Genomic DNA, 18,291 nt, shown 5'->3' with positions numbered 1-18,291 from the left:
CGGCGCCGGAGCGCCCTCCGCGGAGGCGGGAGCCGGTGCACCGGCCTCGCCGTTCACCGCGTCGTCCGCGGCCGTGGCGCGGCGCAGGGCCTCGTTGAGGCGGTCCTGCTGCTCGCCGTAGCCGGCCCAGTCGCCCTCGGCCAGGCGCTCCTGGCCCTGGGTGAGGGCGTCCTGCGCCTCCTGGAGCGCGGCGCGCAGCTCCTGCTCGGCGGTGCCCGGCGGCTGCTCCGCGGGCTCGCCGCCCTCCCCGGCCTGGCCCTCCTCCGGGGTCACGGCGCCCGAGTCGCCGTCGAAGACCTGGTCCAGGGCGCCCTGCAGGGTGTCGGCGAAGCCGACCTTGTCGCCGAAGGACACGAGGACCTTGCGCAGCGTCGGGTAGGTGGTGCCGCCCGAGGAGCGGACGTACACCGGCTGCACGTAGAGGATGCCGCCCGCCACGGGCAGGGTGATCATGTTGCCGTTGAGCACCTCGGAGGCGCCCTGGCGCAGCAGGTTCAGCTCCTGCGAGACGGTGGCGTTCGAGTCGAAGTTCGCCTGCGCCTGGCCGGGGCCGGGCACCGTGGTGGACCGCGGCAGCTCGAGCAGCCGGAGTGTGCCGTAGTCCTCGGCCTTCACGCCGTCCTCGCCCGTGCCGGCGTCGCCGGCGGCGGACAGGAAGCCGTAGAGCACGTTGCGCTGCTGGGCGTTCTGCGTGATCTGCGGGATGTAGCTGCTGGTCAGGGAGAAGGCGGGCTCCTCCTGGCCGGGCATGCGCAGGGTCATGTAGTACGGGGGCTGCTTGACGTCGTCGTCGCGCGTGGGGTCCGAGGGAACGGACCACGCGTCGTTGTTCTCGTAGAAGTCGTCCGGGTCGGTCACGTGGTACCGGCCCAGCAGCTCCCGCTGCACCTTGAACATGTCCTCGGGGTAGCGGACGTGGTCCATGAGCGCGGCGCTCATCTCCGAGTACGGCCTCAGGGAGCTCGGGTAGACCTCCTGCCACGCCTTCAGCAGCGGGTCCTCGGTGTCCCACGCGTACAGGTCCACGGAGCCGTCGTAGGCGTCCACGGTCGCCTTCACGGAGTTGCGGATGTAGTTCACCCGGCCCTGCAGCGCGGCGTCCGGCCCCTGGCTCAGCGCGTCCAGGGTGGCCTCGCCGAGCTGCTCGGCCGTGGAGTACGGGAACTGGTCCGAGGTGGTGTAGGCGTCCACGATCCACTTCACGCGGCCGTCCACGATGGCCGGGTAGGCCGAGGTGTCCACCGTCAGGTACGGGGCCACCTTGCGCACGCGCTCCATGGGGTCGCGGTCGTAGAGGATCTGCGACTCGGCGTTCACGTCCGAGGACAGCACGAGCTCCGGGGCGCCGAACTTCACCGCGTACGCCAGCCGGTTGAACAGGCCGCCCACGGAGGGGCCGCCGTCGCCCTGGAACGTGTACGCCGTGTCGTCTTCGGAGTCCGCGGTCTGCGGGCGGTCGCGCTCCACCGGCGGGGCGCCCTCGGGCGCGCCCACCACGGAGTAGGACGGCGAGTTCTGGCCGAAGTAGATGCGCGGCTCGTAGTCCGCGTCCGAGGCCAGGGGCCCGCGCGTCGGGATCTCGGAGAGCAGCCACTGCGGGCGCCCGCCCGCGGCGACCTCGGAGGCGTCCGCCACCACCATGCCGTAGCCGTGCGTGTAGATGGTGTGGCGGTTGACCCAGGACTGGGAGTCGTCCACGTTCACGTCGCGGGCAGCCAGGATGGTGTCCCGGGTCTGGCCGTCCACCTCGTAGCGGTCCACGTGCAGGGTGCCGGGAAAGGCGTAGTAGGGGCGGAACTGCTGGAGCTGGCCGAAGGTCTGGGAGATGAGGTTGGGGTCCATGAGGCGCACGTTGGCCGTGTTCGCCTCCTCGCCCGCCAGGGCGCCGGCCTCGGTCTCCGTGACGCCCTCGTAGTTGGACACCTGGACGGCGTCCAGGCCGTAGGCCTCCCGGGTCATCTCGATGTTGCGGGCGATGTACTCGGACTCCAGGGTCCGCTCGGAGGGCTTCACCTGGTACTGCTGCACGATGTACGGGTACGCGGCGCCGACCACGAGGGCCGTGATGACCAGCACCGCGGTGCCCACCAGGGGCAGCCGGAAGCGGCCGGTGAAGGCGGCCCACACGAACAGGGCGGCCACGAGCGCCGCCGTCACGGCGAGGATCGCCGACGTGGGGATCACCGCGTTGACGTCCGTGTACATGGCGCCGGCCCAGCCGCCGGACTGCGACTGCAGGGTGCGGTACCGGTTGAGCCAGAAGGTGACCGCCTGGAGCAGCAGGAACAGGCCCACGGTCACGGCCACGTGGATGCGTGCGGCACGGGAGACGTGCAGCCTGCCGTCCTCCCGCACGCCCACCGAGCCGTAGAGGTAGTGCACCGCCAGGCCCGCCAGGCCCGCGATGAGGACCACGGAGATCAGGTAGCCGACCACCATGGTGAGGAACGGCAGCGTGGCCATGAAGAACATCAGGTCCAGGCCGAACTCGGGGTCCGTGCGCCCGTACGGGACCTGGTGCAGGAACAGCTGCACGGTCTGCCAGCCGTTCATGGCGGCGGAGCCGGCGAACAGGCCCAGCACGATCGGGGCGGCCACGAACACGAGGCGGCGCATCGGCTCGAGCTGGCGCTGGGCGCGGCTCAGGGAGTCCCGCGCGTCGGGTCCGGCCTCGTGGGAGCGGTGCCGCCACGCCAGGCGGATGGCCAGCCACACGGCCAGCGCCATGAGGGCGCCGGCCGCCAGGAACAGCGCCGCCTTGGTGAGGACCTCGGTCCAGAACACCTCGGTGAAGCCGAGCTGGTCGAACCAGAGGACCTCGGTGTACACGCGGGTGAACAGCACGAACAGCGCCGTCAGCACCGCCACCGAGATCACGGTGAGCAGCAGGGCGCTGGGCCGGCCCGGTCCGCGCGGGGCGGTGCGCGCCGCGGAGGACCCGCCGCCCGCGCCGCCGCCGGAGGCGCCGTCCCCGCCGTCCGGGGCTCCGCCCCAGGGGCCGAACCCGCCGAACGGGCCGCCGGGGCCCTGGTCTCGTGGCGGCCCCCCGAAGGGACCGCCCGTCTGTCCGAAGCTCACTGTGTCTCCTCGTTCTCCCCCGCGGACGGGGGTGCGGTGCGGAGCCGGATGGTCTCCGCGTCGGGGGTCCGTGGGGTCACGGACCGCTGGGTCTGCCGGGCCGGGCCGCGAGGGCGGGCCGGCCTCATCCGCACGGCGGCACGCCGTCGGGGGTCTGTCCTCGCCCGAGCTCCTCGAGGGCGCGGCGGGCGGTGTCGAGGGTGTCCACCGCGTACACGTCGATGCCCTCCGGCACGCGGCCGGCGAGCTCGGCGCAGTTCTCCGCGGGGGCCAGGAAGGCGGTGGCGCCGGCGTCGGCCGCCCCGCGCACCTTCTGGGCGATGCCGCCGATCGCGCCCACCCGCCCGTCGGCCGTGACGGTGCCGGTCACGGCCACGTGCGCGCCGCCGGTGAGGGCGCCGGGGGTGAGCCGCTCGATCACGGCGAGCGCGAACACCGTGCCGGCCGACGGCCCGCCCACGTCCTCGAGGGCGAAGTCCACCTCCACGGGCACCTCGAACCGCTCGTCCATCAGCACGCCGATCTGCCACGGGCGCTCCGAGCCGGGCGGAGCGGAGGCCACGGGCACCGCGACGTCGGTCTCGGCGCCGTCGCGGCGCACGGTCACGGTGACCGGCCCGGGGGCGGCGGCCTCGACGGCGGAGCGCACGTCCTCGACGTCCTGCACCGGCTCGCCGCCCGCGCGCAGCACGACGTCGCCCTCGCGCAGGACCCCGGCCGCGGGGCTGTCCGGGGTGAGCCCCTGGACCGTCAGCTCGCCGGGCACGTCCCGGCCGAGCGAGCGCAGCGCCGCCACGGTGGCGACGTCCTGGGACCCGGTCATGGCGGCCTCGTTGGCCCGGCCGACCTCCTCCGCGCTGACCCCGGTGGGGTGCACGAGCTCGCGGGGCACCGCGTCCGTGGTCGGGTCGACGAGCGCGGCGACCAGCTCGGTCGCGGTGGTGGTCCCGCCGGGCGGGCCGGAGACGAGCACGGTGGTCATGTCCAGGCGCCCCTCGCCGGAGTCCTCGGCGCCGCCCTCGACGGAGATCACCGGGCGGCCGTCGTGCTCGCCGAGGACGTCGATCGCCGGGCCGGGGCCCTCGAGGATGTAGGGGGTGGGCAGCAGCAGGGCCGCGGCGGCGGAGCCGGCGGCGAGCCATCCGGAGACGGGCACGCTCGTGCGGCGCTGGGACACACGGGGCACTGCGCGCACGCGACACCGACTTTCCTGCTGTGGTCCTGGTCCGGGGCCGTGCCCGCGGCGCGCGGGCGCGAGAGCACGGGCGCGGCGGGTCGACCCAGTCTAGCGGGGGCGCTCCCGGCGCGGGCGGGGAGGGTCGGCCGTGCGCCGAGGGCGAACCCGGCCCGCGCGCGGGACGCCCGACCCGCGCGGCCCCGCCCGTGCGCCGATACGCTGGGGCGCATGACTGACGACCCGCGCACCAACGGTCCCGACGACGGCCGCGACCCGCTCGAGGAGATGCTCCGCCAGATGTTCGGCGGGCAGGCCCCGGACGCGGACGAGATCCGCAAGGCCATGGAGGGCATGGGCGCCCCCGGGGGGATGGGCGGCATGCCCGGCATGGCGGGGATGGGCTTCGACCCCTCCCGCCTGGACCCGGCGATGATGCAGCAGGCCATGGCCCAGTTCCAGGCCATGATGAACCCCGGCCCCGGCTCCGACGGCCCCGTGAACTGGACCCTGGCCAAGCAGGCCGCCCGCCAGGCCGTGGCCGGCGAGGACCCCTCGGTCGGCTCGTTCGCCCGCAGGGAGGTGGACGAGGCCCTGCGCCTGGCCGAGCTGTGGCTCGACGGCGTCACCGAGACCGAGTCCACCGGCGCCGTGGGCCAGGCGTGGTCCCGCGCCGAGTGGGTGGAGGCCACCGCCGACGCCTGGCGCCGCGTGACCGAGCCCGTGGCCACGTCCCTGTCCCGGGCGATGTCCGCCGCGATCGAGCAGCAGCTGCCCGGCCAGCTCCCCGAGGGCATGGACGCCTCCCTGCTCGGCGGCCTGCAGCCGATGCTCCAGAACATGGGCGGCACCCTGTTCGGGCTGCAGCTCGGCGGCGCCGTCGGCACCCTGGGCAAGGAGGTGCTCTCCGGCACGGACATCGGCCTGCCGATGGCCGGCCACCGCCCGGCCATGATCCCGGTGAACGTGGAGGAGTTCGGGGACGGGCTCTCGGTCCCGGACGACCAGCTGCGCCTCTACCTCGCCCTGCGCGAGGTCGCCCGGCTGCGCCTGTTCCTGCACTCGCCGTGGCTCGAGCGGGACCTGTTCGCCGCGATCGAGCAGTACGCCGCGGGCATCCGCCTGGACACCGAGGGCATCGAGCGCGCCGCTGCGTCCGTGGACCCCATGGACCCGGAGTCCATGCAGGCCGTGTTCGACGGCTCCTCCTTCATCGCCGAGCCGGACGCCACCCAGCGCGCCGCCCTGGACCAGCTCGAGCTGCTGATCGCGCTCGTGGAGGGCTGGGTCGACGTCGTGGTGGCCGAGGCGGCGAAGCCGCTGGAGTCCGCCGCGGCCCTGCGCGAGACCATCAACCGCCGCCGCGCCTCGGGCGGCCCCGCCGAGGAGGCCTTCGCCGCCCTCGTGGGCCTCGAGCTGCGCCCCCGCCGGCTGCGCGAGGCCGCCGCCTTCTGGGAGCACGTCACCGCCGAGCACGGCACGGCGTACCGCGAGGAGATCTGGTCCTCCCCCGAGCGCCAGCCCACCGCCGAGGACCTGGACGACCCCTCGGGCTACGCCGCCCGCCGCTCCGCCGCCGAGGCCTCCACGGACGCCCTCGACGACGAGCTGCGCCGCCTGCTCGACGGCGGCTACGGGGACGCGCCCCAGGAGTCCTGAGCCCCCTCTCACCCCGCGACGACGTCGTCGTCCCCGTCCGGCCACCCGCCGGCGGGGGCGGCGACGTCGCCGTCTGCGGGGTCCGGCGCGGCGGTCAGGCCCCGAGAGGTGGCGTGGGTGACGCCGGCCAGGAACGCCATGGCCTCGCGGTAGCGGGGCAGCCGGTCCACGAGCGCCTGGAAGCGGGGCCCGTGGCCGGACTCCACGAGGTGCGCCAGCTCATGGCCCAGGACGGCGTCCACCACCCAGTCCGGCATGCCCCGCAGCTGCGCGGAGAGCCGGATCGTGCCGCGGGCGGGCGTGCAGGACCCCCACCGGTGGCGCTGACGCGCGGACCACGTGACGGAGGCCGGGCGCGGCAGCCGCCCGCCGGGGACGGTGGCGTCCAGGTGCGCGGCCGCGAGGCGCTCGGCCCGTGCCGCCAGCGCCGGATCGGCCCCGCCCCGGGGCGCGGACGGACCGCCGGGGCCGGTTCCTCCCCCGACCGGGGCGGGCTCGCCGTCGGGCGACGTCGCGTCCGGGGCGGCCGGGGCCCGCTGGACCATGCGGGCGATCCACCGCCGCTCCTCCGCCCGGGACAGGCGCGCGGGGACGCTGACCTGCAGGCGGCCGTCCCGCCACACCGCGGAGACCGTCCGCGTCCGGCGGGCGGAGCGCACGAGCCGCACGGGCGTGCCCTCCCAGTCGAGGTCGAGGACGGTGCGCGTGGGGGCCATCCGGCCATTGTCCCGGACGCGCCGGACCGGCCGGATCCGCGGGGGCTGTGGACGGCGCCCCCGCCCCGGCCGCGGTCGTGTGACCGTGGGCCGGGGCGCACGGCCCCGCGCGCCGGCGGGCGCGGACCGACGAGCACGGAGGGGACGCAGATGATGGAGGCGGGGTCGACGGGGACGGACACGACGACGCCGGGGCGGCCGGGTCCGTGGCCGCGGCGGCTCCAGGTGGCCGGGCTGGGACGCGCGGGGGCGGCGGTGGCCGGGCTGGCGGCGGCCGGGGTCGACGCCCTGGCCCTGTGGGACCCCGCGCCGGTGACCGCGCGGGACCTGGGCACCGGGCTGCTGGCGGCGGACCTGGGACGGGAGCGGGCACGGGCCCTCGAGGCGCGGCTGGGCCAGCTGTGGCCGGGCCTGCACGTCTACGCGGACCGGGCCGGCCGGCCCACGCCGTTGGGCGAGGCGACCGTGGCGGTGGACGTGCCGGACCTGGCCGGGCTCGCCGCGCGCGCCCGCGCCGCCGACCACCCGCTGCTGCCCGTCCGCCTCGAGGCGGACGGGGTCCGGGTGGGTCCGTGGACGGGCGTGCCGGTGCCGGGGTGCGTGCTGTGCGAGCCCCCGGCCGTCGACGCGGGCGCCTCGGCGGACGCGGCCACGGCGTCGGCCGACCCCGTGGCCGCGCTGCGGGCGGCGGTGCTCGTGGCGGACGTGCTCCGCGGCCTCCAGGACGCCCACGGGGCGGTCCTGACGGTGGACGCCGCCGGGCGCCTCACCCGGCGGGCGGTGGCCCCTCGACAGGGGTGCGCGTGCGGGGTGGAGGCGCTGCCGTGGCCGGCCGCCGGGTGAGGCGGAGGGTGGGGCGGCGGGCGCTCAGGCCGTGGGGGTGCCGTGCAGCAGCTCGAGCACCTCGGGTCCGTAGCGGTCCAGCTTGGTCTTGCCGACACCCTTGACCTTGATCAGCTCGAGCGGGGTGGCGGGCATGGTCTCGGCGATGACCTCGAGGGTGGCGTCCGTGAAGATCACGAACGCCGGCACCTTCTCGGCCTTCGCCGTGGTGCTGCGCCAGTCCTTGAGGGAGTCCAGCACGGCCTCGTCGTACTGCGCGGGGCAGTCCACGCACCGGCCCACCTTGCGCTCGGCCCCCGTCTCGAGAGCCTTGCCGCACGAGCGGCACGTGGCCACCGTGGCCCCGCGCCGCGGCCGGCGGGCGGCCGGCGTCGTCGTGGGGGCGTGCTCGCGGGTGCCGCCGAGGGTGGGGTCGATGGCGCGGAGGAAGCGTGAGGGGCGGCGGTGCGCCCGTCCGCCGCCGGCACGGGCCAGTGTCCAGGTCAGGTGCAGGTGCTGCCGGGCGCGGGTGATGCCCACGTAGAGCAGGCGCCGCTCCTCGTCCACCTCCGCGGGGGTGTCGGCGAAGGAGATGGGCATGAGCCCCTCGGACAGGCCCACGAGGAACACCGCGTCCCACTCCAGGCCCTTGGCCGAGTGCAGGGAGGCCAGGGTGACGCCCTGCACGGTGGGGGCGTGCTGGGCCTGCGCGCGCTCGTCCAGCTCGGCCACGAGGTCCGTGAGCGTGAAGTCCTCCCGCGTGCCGGCCAGCTGGTCCGCGAGGTTCACGAGCGCGTGCAGGGACTCCCACCGCTCCCGCGCCGCCCCCGACGCCGACGGCGGCTCGGCCGCGTAGCCCAGGGAGGAGAGCACGTCCCGCGCGCGCTGGACGACCTCCTCGCCGGTCAGGTCCTGGGCCGCACGGGCGGCGGCGCGCAGCTGCAGGATGCCGTCGCGCACCTCGCGGCGGGAGAAGAACCGCTCGCCGCCGCGCAGCTGGTAGCCGATCCCCGCGGCGGACAGGGCCGTCTCGAAGGCCTCCGACTGGCCGTTGGTGCGGAACAGCACGGCGATCTCCGCGGGCTCCACCCCCTCGGCCACGAGCTCGCCGATCCGCTGCGCCACCCAGCCGGCCTCGGCCTCGTCGTCCTGGCACTCCCCGAACACCACGTCCGGCCCGGACGGGCGCTGCGAGGTCAGCTGCAGCGGCTCCGGCCAGTGCGGCAGGGTCCGGTCCCGCAGGCCCGCCTGCGTGCGGTCGGAGAGCAGCCGGTTGGCGGCCTCCACGATCTGCGGGCTCGAGCGGTAGTCCCGGACCAGCCTGACCACGGTGGCCTCCGGGTGGCGCTCGCGGAAGCCCGTGAGGAACCGGGAGGTGGCGCCCGTGAAGGAGTAGATGGTCTGCGATGAGTCGCCCACCACGCACAGGTCGGCGCGGTCGCCCAGCCACAGGTCCAGCAGGCGGTGCTGCAGCGGGGAGACGTCCTGGTACTCGTCCACCACGAACACGCGGTACTGGTCCCGCACGGTCGCGGCGATCCGCGGCTCCGAGGTCAGCACGCCCACGAGGATCAGCAGGACGTCCTCGAAGTCGATCATGTTGCGCGCCGTCTTGGCCTCCTCGTAGCCCGCGTAGAGGCGGGCGACGGTGGTGGCGGTCCAGCCGACGGGCATCTCCCGCTCGGCGGCGGCCTCGGCGTAGCCCTCGGGCGCGTGGAGCGACACCTTGGCCCACTCGATCTCCCCGGCGAGGTCGCGCAGGCCGGCCCGGTCCACGGTCATGCGCATGCGCTGGGCCACCTCGGTGAGCAGGCGGACCTTGTTCTCGATCAGCGATGGCATGGGCCCGCCGACGGCCTGCGGCCAGAAGTACTGCAGCTGGCGCAGGGCGGCGGAGTGGAACGTGCGCGCCTGCACGCCGTCCACGCCGAGGTCCCGCAGGCGGGTGCGCATCTCCGCGGCCGCGCGCGCGGTGAAGGTCAGGGCGAGCGTGCGGTGCGGGTCGAACACGCCCGAGGCCACCCCGTAGGCGATCCGGTGGGTGATGGCGCGGGTCTTGCCGGTGCCGGCGCCCGCGAGGATGCAGACCGGCCCGTGCAGGGCGGTGGCGGCCTGACGCTGTTCGGCGTCGAGTCCGCGGAGGATCTCGTCCGGAGTGCTCATGGGGCGTGCACCCCTCCTCTCACGAGATCAGCGTGGTCTCATCCGGCAGCGTCCCACCGTACCAATCCTCGATCAGCGCCCGCGCGATGGACACGGCGCCCGGCAGGGTCACCTCCCCCTCCCGGACGGCGGCCACCAGCTCCGCCCGGCTGAACCAGCGCAGCGAGCGGATCTCGACGCCGTCGGCCCGCTCCGCCTGCCCCCGCGGGGCGCGGGCGCGGAAGCCCACCATGAGCGAGCGCGGGAACGGCCACGGCTGGGAGCCCCGGTACACCGGGTCGACGACGGCGATGCCCGCCTCCTCGCCGACCTCCCGGACCACCGCGTGCTCGAGGGACTCCCCAGGCTCCACGAACCCGGCCAGGCATGAGTGCCGGCCCGCGGGCCAGGCCGCGTTGGAGCCGAGGAGGAGGCGGTCGTCGTCGTCCGTGACGGCCATGATCACGGCCGGGTCCGTGCGGGGGAAGTGCTGCGCCGAGCACGCGGTGCAGCGGCGCACCCAGCCGGCGGACTCCACCGCGGTGGGCCCGCCGCAGCGGGGGCAGAACCCGTGGGAGGCGTGCCAGTGGGTGACGGAGACCGCGGCCGTGAAGAGCCCGGCGTCCGCGTCGGACAGGCCCGCGGCCACGTCTCGCAGGCCCACCCAGGCCGCGTCGGCGAGCCCGCCGTCCGGGGCGGAGGCGTCGTCGGGACCTGCGCCGTCCTCGTGCGCCACGAGCACGACCGCCGCGCCGGCGTCGGGGGCCTGACGCCGGCCGAGGAAGACCGCCCCGGACGGCAGGGCCCCGGACGGGGGCACGGTCACCAGGGCGCCGTCCCGGACGGGGGCACGACCGCCGCGCAGGTGCAGCACGCCGGTGCCCGTCTCCGCCCACAGGCGCGCCAGCAGGTCGGGCGCCTCGCGCTCCAGGCCCGCGCGGTCCACGGCCTCCCGGGCGAGCGGCAGCGGCAGCGGGGCCGCGGGGACGGCGTCGGAGGCGGCGCGCGGGTCAGGGTGGGGCTCGGGGCGGGGCTGGTCGGGCACGCCCCCCACGCTAGGCGCATCGGCGGACGCGCGGCAGGGGCGTCCGCCGTGGGCGTCGGCGCGCCCACCGACGCGGTCACGGCCGGGAACCCCTGGGCCCGCAGGGCCGGACGCGTCGGTGAGCCCCCGGGCGTCCGCGGGGTTCGACGCCTAGGGTGGGACCGTGCACCGTCAGCCCCTCCACCTCGCCGCCCTCGCCGCCGCCGCCGTGCCCGGACTGTCTCCCGCCGCCGTGGAGCCCAGCCCGGACGACACGGCCGACTTCGCCACCGCCGTCGTGGTGGACACGGCCGGCGAGCGCTGGCGCGTGCGCTCCCCGCGCACGGCCGAGGCCGGGATCCGCCTGGAGACCGAGGTGCAGGTGCTGGCCGGGTTCGACGCCCACCTGCGCGCCGGGCTGCCGTTCCGCGTGCCGTCCGTGGCGGGCGCCGTGCGGGTGGACGGGCTGCGCACCTTCGTCCACCAGGACCTGCCGGGCTCCCCCGTGCCGCTCGAGGAGATCGTGGGCCTCGGCGAGCCGGCCGTGCAGGACCTCGGCCGCATCCTTGCGGCGATCCACACGCTGCCGATGACCGTGGTGGAGCAGGCGGACCTGCCCGTGTACACGGCGGACCACGTGCGCGAGCGGCACCTGTCCGGCCTGGACGCGGCCGCCGCCACGGGCAAGGTGCCGCCGGTGCTTTTGCGCCGCTGGGAGGAGGCGCTCGAGGAGGACGGGCTGTGGGAGTTCACCCCGGTGCCCGTCCACGGCGACCTCCACGAGGACTCGCTCCTGGTGGAGCGCGGCCGCGTGGTGGGCGTGGCCGTCTGGACCGACCTGCACGTCGGCGACCCGGCCACGGACTTCGCCTGGCTCGCCGCCGCCGAGGACCCCGACTTCCCGGAGCGGGTGCTGGACGCCTACCTCGCCCGCCGCGTGGCGGAGGGTGCCGCCGACGACGGCGACGCCCACCTGCTGCGCCGGGCCTCCCTGCTCGCGGAGTTCGCGATCGGCCAGTGGCTGCTGCGCGGGGTGGAGCGGGGGGATGCGGACATGGTGGCCGACGCGCAGGGCCTGCTCGCCGAGCTCGCCGACGCCGTGCGGGCGGCCGAGTCCCCCGCGCCGAGCGCGCTGCGGACCGGCGTGGACCCCGACGACGACGGCTGGGACGACGACTGGCAGGACGTCGACCGCGACGTTGTCGAGACGGACGTGCAGGACCCGGACGACGACGACCCGGAGGACGGCCGGGAGACGACGACACTCACCGTGGTCCGCCCCCGGGACTGACCCGGTCCGGGGGCGGAGGGAGCGACGCCGATCGGCGACGTGCCGGAGCCCGCCCCCTGCCCCCGCGCTCACTCGCGGGCGAGGGCGTCGGCGACGATCGCCTCGAGCTCCTCCTCCCCCGGCAGGTCGTCGAAGGTGCGCTCCTGCCCCTCGGCCACATAGACGAAGCTCGCGGTGATCCGATCGAGCGGGATCCCGTGCAGCCGGGACCAGGCCAGCCGGTACACGGCCAGCTGCAGCGCCTTGCGCTCCAGCTCCCGCCCGCGCGGCACCCGGCCGGTCTTCCAGTCCACGAGCTCCCACCGCGCCTCGGGGTCGAACGGCATCCCGTCCCGGGCGCCGGAGCGGAAGACGGCGTCGATGCGCCCACGCAGGGTGATGCCCGCGACGGTGGTCTCCACCGCGGTCTCCACGAACGCGGGCGCGCGGTCCGCCCACCGGGAGGCCAGGAACCACTCCTGCATCCCGCCCAGGTCCAGGGCGTCGTCCACCCAGCGGTCCGCGGCGTCGTCGGGATCGTCGACGTCCAGCAGGCCCGTGGCGTCGAAGCGCTCCTCGAGCCACGCGTGGAAGGCGGTGCCGCGGCGCGCGGCGTGCGCCGGGGGCCGCGGCATGGGCCGGCGCAGCTGGTCGGCCACGGCCTGCGGGTCCGCCGCGAGCTCCCCGTACAGGGACACGGACAGGTGCTCGGGCAGGGCGACCCCGGGGCCGCTGCCGGCCACGTCCCGGCGGCGCAGGAGCACCCAGTCCACCTCGCGGGCCAGGTCGGGGTCCTCGGCCAGCGCGGCGGGGTCCGCCGTGCGCACCTGGCGGGCGGCCGACTCCACGCGGGCGCGGCGGGGCCGGGTGCGGGCGGGCACGGGCCGCCACGCCTCCTCGTCCTCCGGGTCCTCGGGGTCCACCTCCACGACCTCGGGACCGTCGAGGGGGTCGAAGGGCCACCACGCGGCGAGGGTGCGGCCGGCCACGGGGTTGGCCTCGCCCAGCTCCTCCGCCGCCGGGGCGTGGCCGAGCACGACGCCCGGCACCGCGTCCGCCAGGGCCGCGGCCTCCTCCAGGAACGGCGAGGGGTCCACGGGCTTCACGGCCGTCCCCTTCCAGTGGGAGGTGCTCAGCCAGAGGCGGCTGCGGGCGCGGGTGAACGCGACGTAGGCCAGGCGCCGCTCCTCACGTCCCGCGTGGTCCTCCACCGCCTCCCGGTAGGGCGCGGGGTTGGACTCGATGGCCGCCTTGCTGCTGTATCCGGAGCCGGCGGACTGCACCCAGTCCCGGCGGTTCTGCGCCCAGTCCGCCTCCCACTGGGGCAGCGAGTCGCGGTCGCCGCGCAGGGGCCAGGGCAGCATGCCGGTGCCGCCGCCCGTCCAGCGGTCCGCCCGGGTGGACGGGAAGGTGCCGACCTGCAGGCCCGGCACCGCGACGACGTCCCACTCGAGCCCCTTGGACGCGTGGGCGGTGAGCACCTGGACGACGCCGGGCACCGGGTCGGGGGACTCGATCCCCAGGCCCTTCTCGTGCTCCTCCACGGACGCGGTCCAGGCCAGGAACGCCGGCAGGTCGGAGGCCGCGCCCTCGCCGGCCGCGAAGCCGCGGGCGGCGTCCTGGAACGCGTCCAGGTGGCGGCGGGCGGATACGGCCGAGGGCCCGGGGCGCAGCGTCACCTCCACGTCCAGCCCGATCTCCCGGACCACCTCGGCGATCAGGACGGCGGGATCGAGCGCCGCCCGCGTGGACAAGCGGCGCAGCTGGGCGTTGGCCTCCCGCAGGCGCCGCAGCCCCTCGGCGGAGAAGGGCCGGCCGTGGGAGCCGGTCCACACGGTGTCCCGGCCCGGCAGGGCGTCGAGCGCCTCGAGCAGGGCGGGGGCGTCCGCGTCCTCCTCGGCGCTGACGGGGTCCGCGTCCGCGAGCGCGGCGTCGGAGGGCCCGGGCAGGGGCTGGTGCGCGGCGGCCCGGCGGCGCAGGCGGCTGACGAAGCGGGCGCGCTCGTGGAGCAGCTCCAGGTCCGCCGCGCCGATCCGGAATCGTGGGCCGGTGAGCATCCGCACCAGGTGGTCGTTGCGGCCGGGGTCGGCGAGCACGTGCAGGACCGCCAGCACCTCCGCGACCTCGGGCAGCGCGAGCAGTCCGGAGAGGCCGAGAACCTCGTAGGGCAGGCCGGCGGCGTCGAGGGCGTCGAGGACGGGGCCGAACTGGGATCGGGCCCGGCACAGGACGGCGCGGCTGAGCCCGGCCGCGTCGGGGTCCTCCCCCAGCTCCGCCAGACGGGCCACGAGGGCCTCGGCCTCGTCCTCCGCGGTCACATGCCGGTCCACCCGCACCTCGCCGGTCCCCGCCCCGGGGCGGGTGCGCAGGGGGCGCAGCTCCACCGGCCGCCCCGACTCGGCCGCGTGGGCGTTGAGCGGCTCCACCACACGGTTGGCGAGCGCCAGGATCGCCGCGTCGTTGCGCCAGGCCACGGTGAGGTGGGAGACGTCCGCGTTGACCCGGCCGGGACGGCCGTCCTCGAGCGTGCCCTGCCGGGGGAATGCGTTCGGGAAGGAGAACAGCTGGCCGGCGGAGGCGCCGCGGAAGCCGTAGATGGACTGGTGCGGGTCGCCCACGGCGGTGACGCAGTGGCCCAGCCCCTCGGCGTCGGGCGAGGCGTCCGCGGGGCCGAACAGGCCGGCGAAGATCTCCATCTGGGCGTAGGAGGTGTCCTGGAACTCGTCCAGCAGGACCACGGGGAAGCGCTCGCGCTCGATCCGGCCCGCGGCGGGGACGGTGCGGGCCACGCGGGCGGCGTGGCGCAGCAGGTCGCCGAAGTCCATGACCTCCCGCTCGGCCTTGGCCTCGGTGTACCGCTCCACGAGGTCGGCCATGAGGATGCGGTCCTGAAGGCCCGTGAAGAACGCGTCGATCTCCGCGCTGGGCTCGGTCATGCGCGGCGGCAGCTCGAGGGACTCCCCCACGGCGATCCGCTCGCGCAGCCACCTCCGGACCTGCCCGGGCTCGACGAGGTGCTCGGCGAGGTCCCCGGCCAGCCGCAGGGCGGCGGAGACGAGCGTGCCGGGGCTGACCCCGAGCCGGTCGGCCACGATCGGGTGCGACCCGGCCACCCGGGCCATGAGCCGGTGGGCGTCCGCCTCGCCGATCAGGGCGGCCTCCGGCTCGACGCCCACCCGCAGGCCGTGGTCCCGCACGAGGGCCTGCGCGTACGCGTGGTACGTGGACACCGACGCGCGCCCGAGGTCCTCGGGCTGGCCGTCGAAGCCGGGGATCGGCAGCCCCGAGCGCAGGAGCGCATCCACCTTGGCGTTGATGCGGTGGGCGAGCTCGCCCGCGGCCTTGCGCGTGAACGTCACCCCGAGCACCTGGTCCGGGCGGACGAAGCCGTTGGCCACGAGCCACACGACCCGGTCGGACATGGTGGCGGTCTTGCCGGAGCCCGCGCCGGCGACCACGAGCCGCGGGGTGAGCGGCGCGGCGATCACCTCCGCCTGCTCGGGGGTGGGCGGGAACGCGCCCAGGCGCGCGGCGATGTCCTCCGGCGCGTGCACGGCAGCGGACACGTCCACGGCGGAGGCGTCCACCTCGGGCAGGGCGGGGACGGGGACCTCGGAGCTCAGCGATGCCACTCGGTGACCTGCCTTCCTTCGGAGCAGAGGGGGCACACGGACGGGAGCGCGCACCGCGTCCGGGGGTCGTGGACGGCGAGGAAGCGGGGCCCCACGGTGCGGCGGGCGGCGGCGAACACGTCCTGCAGCGCCCAGGTGTCCTCGTCCGCGAGCGCCGGCTGCTCCTGGACCTTGGTGCGCTTCGTCCCGGACCCGAGCTGCACGAGCGCCGCCCCGCCCGGGGAGGCCGGCCGGGCCAGCTGCTCGAGGGCCTCCCGCAGGCCGGGGTCCGTGTCCTCGGCCTCGAGGAGCCGGACGAGCCCTTCCGCGCGCAGGGCCACCTGGTAGGCGGCCAGCTGGGGCAGGCGCAGCAGCTCCTCCTGGGTGGGGGCGCGGCGGCCGGTCTTGAGGTCGACGACGTACGGCCGCCCCTCGGCGTCCACCTCGAGGCGGTCGATGACGCCCGAGATTTCCACCTCCAGGCCGTCCCAGTGCAGGGAGGCGTGGACCACGACCTCCTGGGCCAGCGGGCGGCGGCCGGCCGCCCGCATCTGCGACCAGTACCCGATGTAGGCCTCCACCAGCCGGCGGGCACGGGCGTGCTCGACGTCGGCGGCCCAGCCCTCGGGCAGGCCCAGCTCAGGCAGGCGTCGCTCCAGCTCGGCCCGGACCGCCTCCGGCTCGCCCTCGGGATGGTGCTCGGCCACGGAGTGCACGAGCGTGCCCACCGACTGCGCGAGCGTCCCGCCGGCCTGGGAGCCCACGTGGTACAGCAGCCAGTTCAGGGGGTTCTCGAGCGCCGTCTGGGCGCGGGAGGGCGAGAGGCGCACCGCCTCCGTGGCCGTGTCCGTCAGCGGGGCGTCGGTGGACGGCGCCGCCAGGCCCCACCAGCGCGCGGGGTCGGCGGGGCCCACCCCGTCCGCGGCGAGGGCGGCCAGGCCCGCGGCGGCGGCGGGGTCCTCGAGGCCCACCAGGGCGGCGGGCTCGTCGGGGACCTCGAGCCGGCGCCGCAGCCGGGCCACGAGGGCCGGGGCGGTCAACGGCGGCGGGACGGGGGTGAGGGGGCGCCCGGCGACGGGGTCCACCAGGTCGAGGAAGTCGGAGGGCGACTCGTCCTCGTTCCGCACGGCGGTGGCGACCACCCGGTGCCGCGCCCGGGACACCGCGGCAGCGAGCATGCGCAGCTCGTCCTGCCGGACCTCGGCGAGGCGGGTGCGGTGGTCGGTGGGCCAGGCGGCGGCCTCGGGCGCGGTGAGCAGGTCCGCCAGGTCCGTGGCGCCGAGCAGCTGGCCGCGCAGGGTGGTGTTGGGCCACTGCCCCTCCTGCAGCCCCACCACGATCACGGTGTGCCACTGGCGTCCGGCGGCGGCGGCGGGCGTGCGCACGTGGACGGCGTCGGCCCCCTCCGCGCGGCGGGCCAGGGTGTCCATCGGCAGGTCCTGGGACTGCATGTACGCGGCGAAGTCCGACGGGGCCGCGCCGGGGAACTGGTCCACGAACCGCTCGGCCACGCGGAACAGCGCGACGACGGCGTCCAGGTCCGCGTCCGCCTGACGGGCCTCGCGGCGGGTGGCGGCGCCCTCCACCTGGCCCAGGGCCGTGGCGCGCCAGCGGTCGGCGCGGCCGGAGGCGTCCCACGCCGCCCAGAGCACGGTCTCGGCCGTGGCACCGGGCTCCCGCGCCGCCGCGAGCCCGGCGCGGTGCATCCAGGCGATGCGGCGCAGGGCACGGTGGCGGTCCCGCTCCTCGCCCGCCAGGGAGGGATCCCCCAGGGCCGCCACGAGCAGCTCGTCCGAGGGGCGCGCCCCGCCGCGGGCGCGCTCGGCGGCCAGCAGGTCCTGACGCAGGCGGCGCACGTGCAGCGCGGTGGCCATCCCGTACCGGCCGCGCAGCAGCGCGACGGCCTCGTCCGGATCCAGGGCGACGGCGTCCTCGGGGTCCTCCGCCTGCGCGGAGACCGCCCGCAGCAGCGTCAGCAGCGGCGCGACGGCGGGCTCGTCCTTGAGCACCGCGCCCGCGGCGTCCTGCACCACGGGCACGCCCTCGGCCTCGAGGTACCGTGCGGTGGCCGCCACACGGGCCCCCGAGCGGGCCACCACGAGGATCTGGTCCAGCGGGACCGACTCCTCGTGGTGCACGCGCAGGATCCGCTCGAGCACCAGCTGGTCCTCGTGGGCGCGGGAGGGCACGAGGCAGGCCTGCACCCGGCCCCCGTCCCCAGCGGGCACGGTGGCGGTGCGGGTGCGCTCGACACCGACGGTGCGCTGGCGCACGCGGCGCGCCAGGCGGAGGTAGCCCTCCTGGACCTCGGCCGTCATCCGGTGCCCCCGGGTGAGCACGTGGATGCGCTCGTCCGGGGCGGGACCCCGCGCGGCCCCGGGAACGGGGTCCGGGTCCAGCACAGCCGGGTACCGGGACACCAGGTCCGGCCGGGCCCCGCGGAAGCCCTCCACGGCGGTGTCCGGGGAGGCGGTCAGCAGCGTGTCCGTCCCCCGGGCCAGGCGGCGCAGCAGGTCGTGCACGGCCGGGGTGGCCTCCTGGAGGTCGTCCACCACCACGAGCGCCAGACGGGCGCGCTCGGCGTCCGCGAAGGCCACTGCGGCGGCGTCCCGCTCGGGGTCCTCGGGGAAGCGCTCGGTCAGCAGGCGCACGGCCGCGGAGATCAGGCCCGCGGGGTCGAACGCCTCCGCCATGCCCAGGTCCAGGCGGTCGCGGTAGTCCTGCACGAGCTCGGCGGCCGCCGCCCACTCGGGCCGGCCGTGGCACCGCCCCAGCTCCTGCAGGTGGCCGGGCTC

Annotated in this window: 10 protein-coding genes; 3 read left to right on the top strand and 7 right to left on the bottom strand. The window is 76.6% G+C overall.

Annotation, left to right across the window (positions count from 1 at the left end):
• Nucleotides 1–3,078 (bottom strand): UPF0182 family protein (locus Q4D18_RS07385; protein WP_303126902.1); only part of this gene is annotated, 3,078 nt, incomplete at its 3' end.
• A gap of 124 nt (nt 3,079–3,202) precedes the next feature.
• Nucleotides 3,203–4,273: a PDZ domain-containing protein gene (locus tag Q4D18_RS07380; protein WP_303126900.1), complete on the bottom strand. Its 1,071-nt coding sequence runs from the start codon at nt 4,271–4,273 to the stop codon at nt 3,203–3,205.
• Nucleotides 4,274–4,483: 210 nt separating this feature from the next.
• On the opposite strand from Q4D18_RS07380, the gene Q4D18_RS07375 reads away from it, so the two are divergent.
• Nucleotides 4,484–5,911, top strand: coding sequence for a zinc-dependent metalloprotease (locus Q4D18_RS07375; RefSeq protein ID WP_303126898.1), 1,428 nt, complete (start codon nt 4,484–4,486; stop codon nt 5,909–5,911).
• Nucleotides 5,912–5,919: 8 nt separating this feature from the next.
• On the opposite strand, the gene Q4D18_RS07370 is transcribed toward Q4D18_RS07375, so the two are convergent.
• Entirely contained in the window at nt 5,920–6,627 is a 708-nt protein-coding gene (locus Q4D18_RS07370; RefSeq protein ID WP_303126896.1) for a M48 family metallopeptidase, read from the bottom strand.
• 225 nt (nt 6,628–6,852) lie between these two features.
• Here Q4D18_RS07370 and Q4D18_RS07365 point away from each other — a divergent pair, with 225 nt between their 5' ends.
• Nucleotides 6,853–7,470, top strand: a complete 618-nt coding sequence (locus Q4D18_RS07365; RefSeq protein ID WP_303126895.1) for a dinucleotide-utilizing protein — start codon at nt 6,853–6,855, stop codon at nt 7,468–7,470.
• A 24-nt stretch (nt 7,471–7,494) separates the two neighbouring features.
• Here Q4D18_RS07365 and Q4D18_RS07360 read toward each other — a convergent pair whose 3' ends face one another.
• Entirely contained in the window at nt 7,495–9,612 is a 2,118-nt protein-coding gene (locus tag Q4D18_RS07360; protein WP_303126894.1) for an ATP-dependent DNA helicase UvrD2, read from the bottom strand.
• A gap of 19 nt (nt 9,613–9,631) precedes the next feature.
• On the bottom strand, nt 9,632–10,636 hold the full coding sequence (nudC, locus tag Q4D18_RS07355) for an NAD(+) diphosphatase (protein WP_303126892.1): 1,005 nt from the start codon (nt 10,634–10,636) through the stop codon (nt 9,632–9,634).
• A gap of 163 nt (nt 10,637–10,799) precedes the next feature.
• Between nudC and Q4D18_RS07350 the strand changes: the two genes are divergently transcribed.
• Nucleotides 10,800–11,906 (top strand): phosphotransferase, encoded by a 1,107-nt coding sequence (locus Q4D18_RS07350; RefSeq protein WP_303126890.1) that lies wholly within the window; start codon nt 10,800–10,802, stop codon nt 11,904–11,906.
• Between the two features lie 68 nt (nt 11,907–11,974).
• On the opposite strand, the gene Q4D18_RS07345 is transcribed toward Q4D18_RS07350, so the two are convergent.
• Together Q4D18_RS07345 and Q4D18_RS07340 are read right to left on the bottom strand one after the other, a co-directional pair.
• Nucleotides 11,975–15,517, bottom strand: a complete 3,543-nt coding sequence (locus Q4D18_RS07345; RefSeq protein WP_303126888.1) for an ATP-dependent DNA helicase — start codon at nt 15,515–15,517, stop codon at nt 11,975–11,977.
• Nucleotides 15,505–18,291, bottom strand: a 2,787-nt coding sequence (locus Q4D18_RS07340; RefSeq protein ID WP_303126886.1) for a UrvD/REP family ATP-dependent DNA helicase, incomplete at its 5' end; no start/stop codon positions are given. The genes Q4D18_RS07345 and Q4D18_RS07340, both read right to left, overlap by 13 nt.

Source organism: Micrococcus sp. (genome assembly GCF_030523875.1).
Classification (GTDB): Bacteria; Actinomycetota; Actinomycetes; order Actinomycetales; family Micrococcaceae; genus Micrococcus.
The sequence above is the reverse complement of the archived record's forward strand: the minus strand, read 5'-3'. Positions and strand labels throughout refer to the sequence as shown.

Bases quoted from the DNA above. Each gene is read 5' to 3' on its own strand.
- Q4D18_RS07370 (WP_303126896.1), bottom strand. From the start codon at position 6,627: ATGGCCCCCACGCGCACCGTCCTCGACCTCGACTGGGAGGGCACGCCC.
- Q4D18_RS07360 (WP_303126894.1), bottom strand. From the start codon at position 9,612: ATGAGCACTCCGGACGAGATCCTCCGCGGACTCGACGCCGAACAGCGT.
- Q4D18_RS07375 (WP_303126898.1), top strand. From the start codon at position 4,484: ATGACTGACGACCCGCGCACCAACGGTCCCGACGACGGCCGCGACCCG.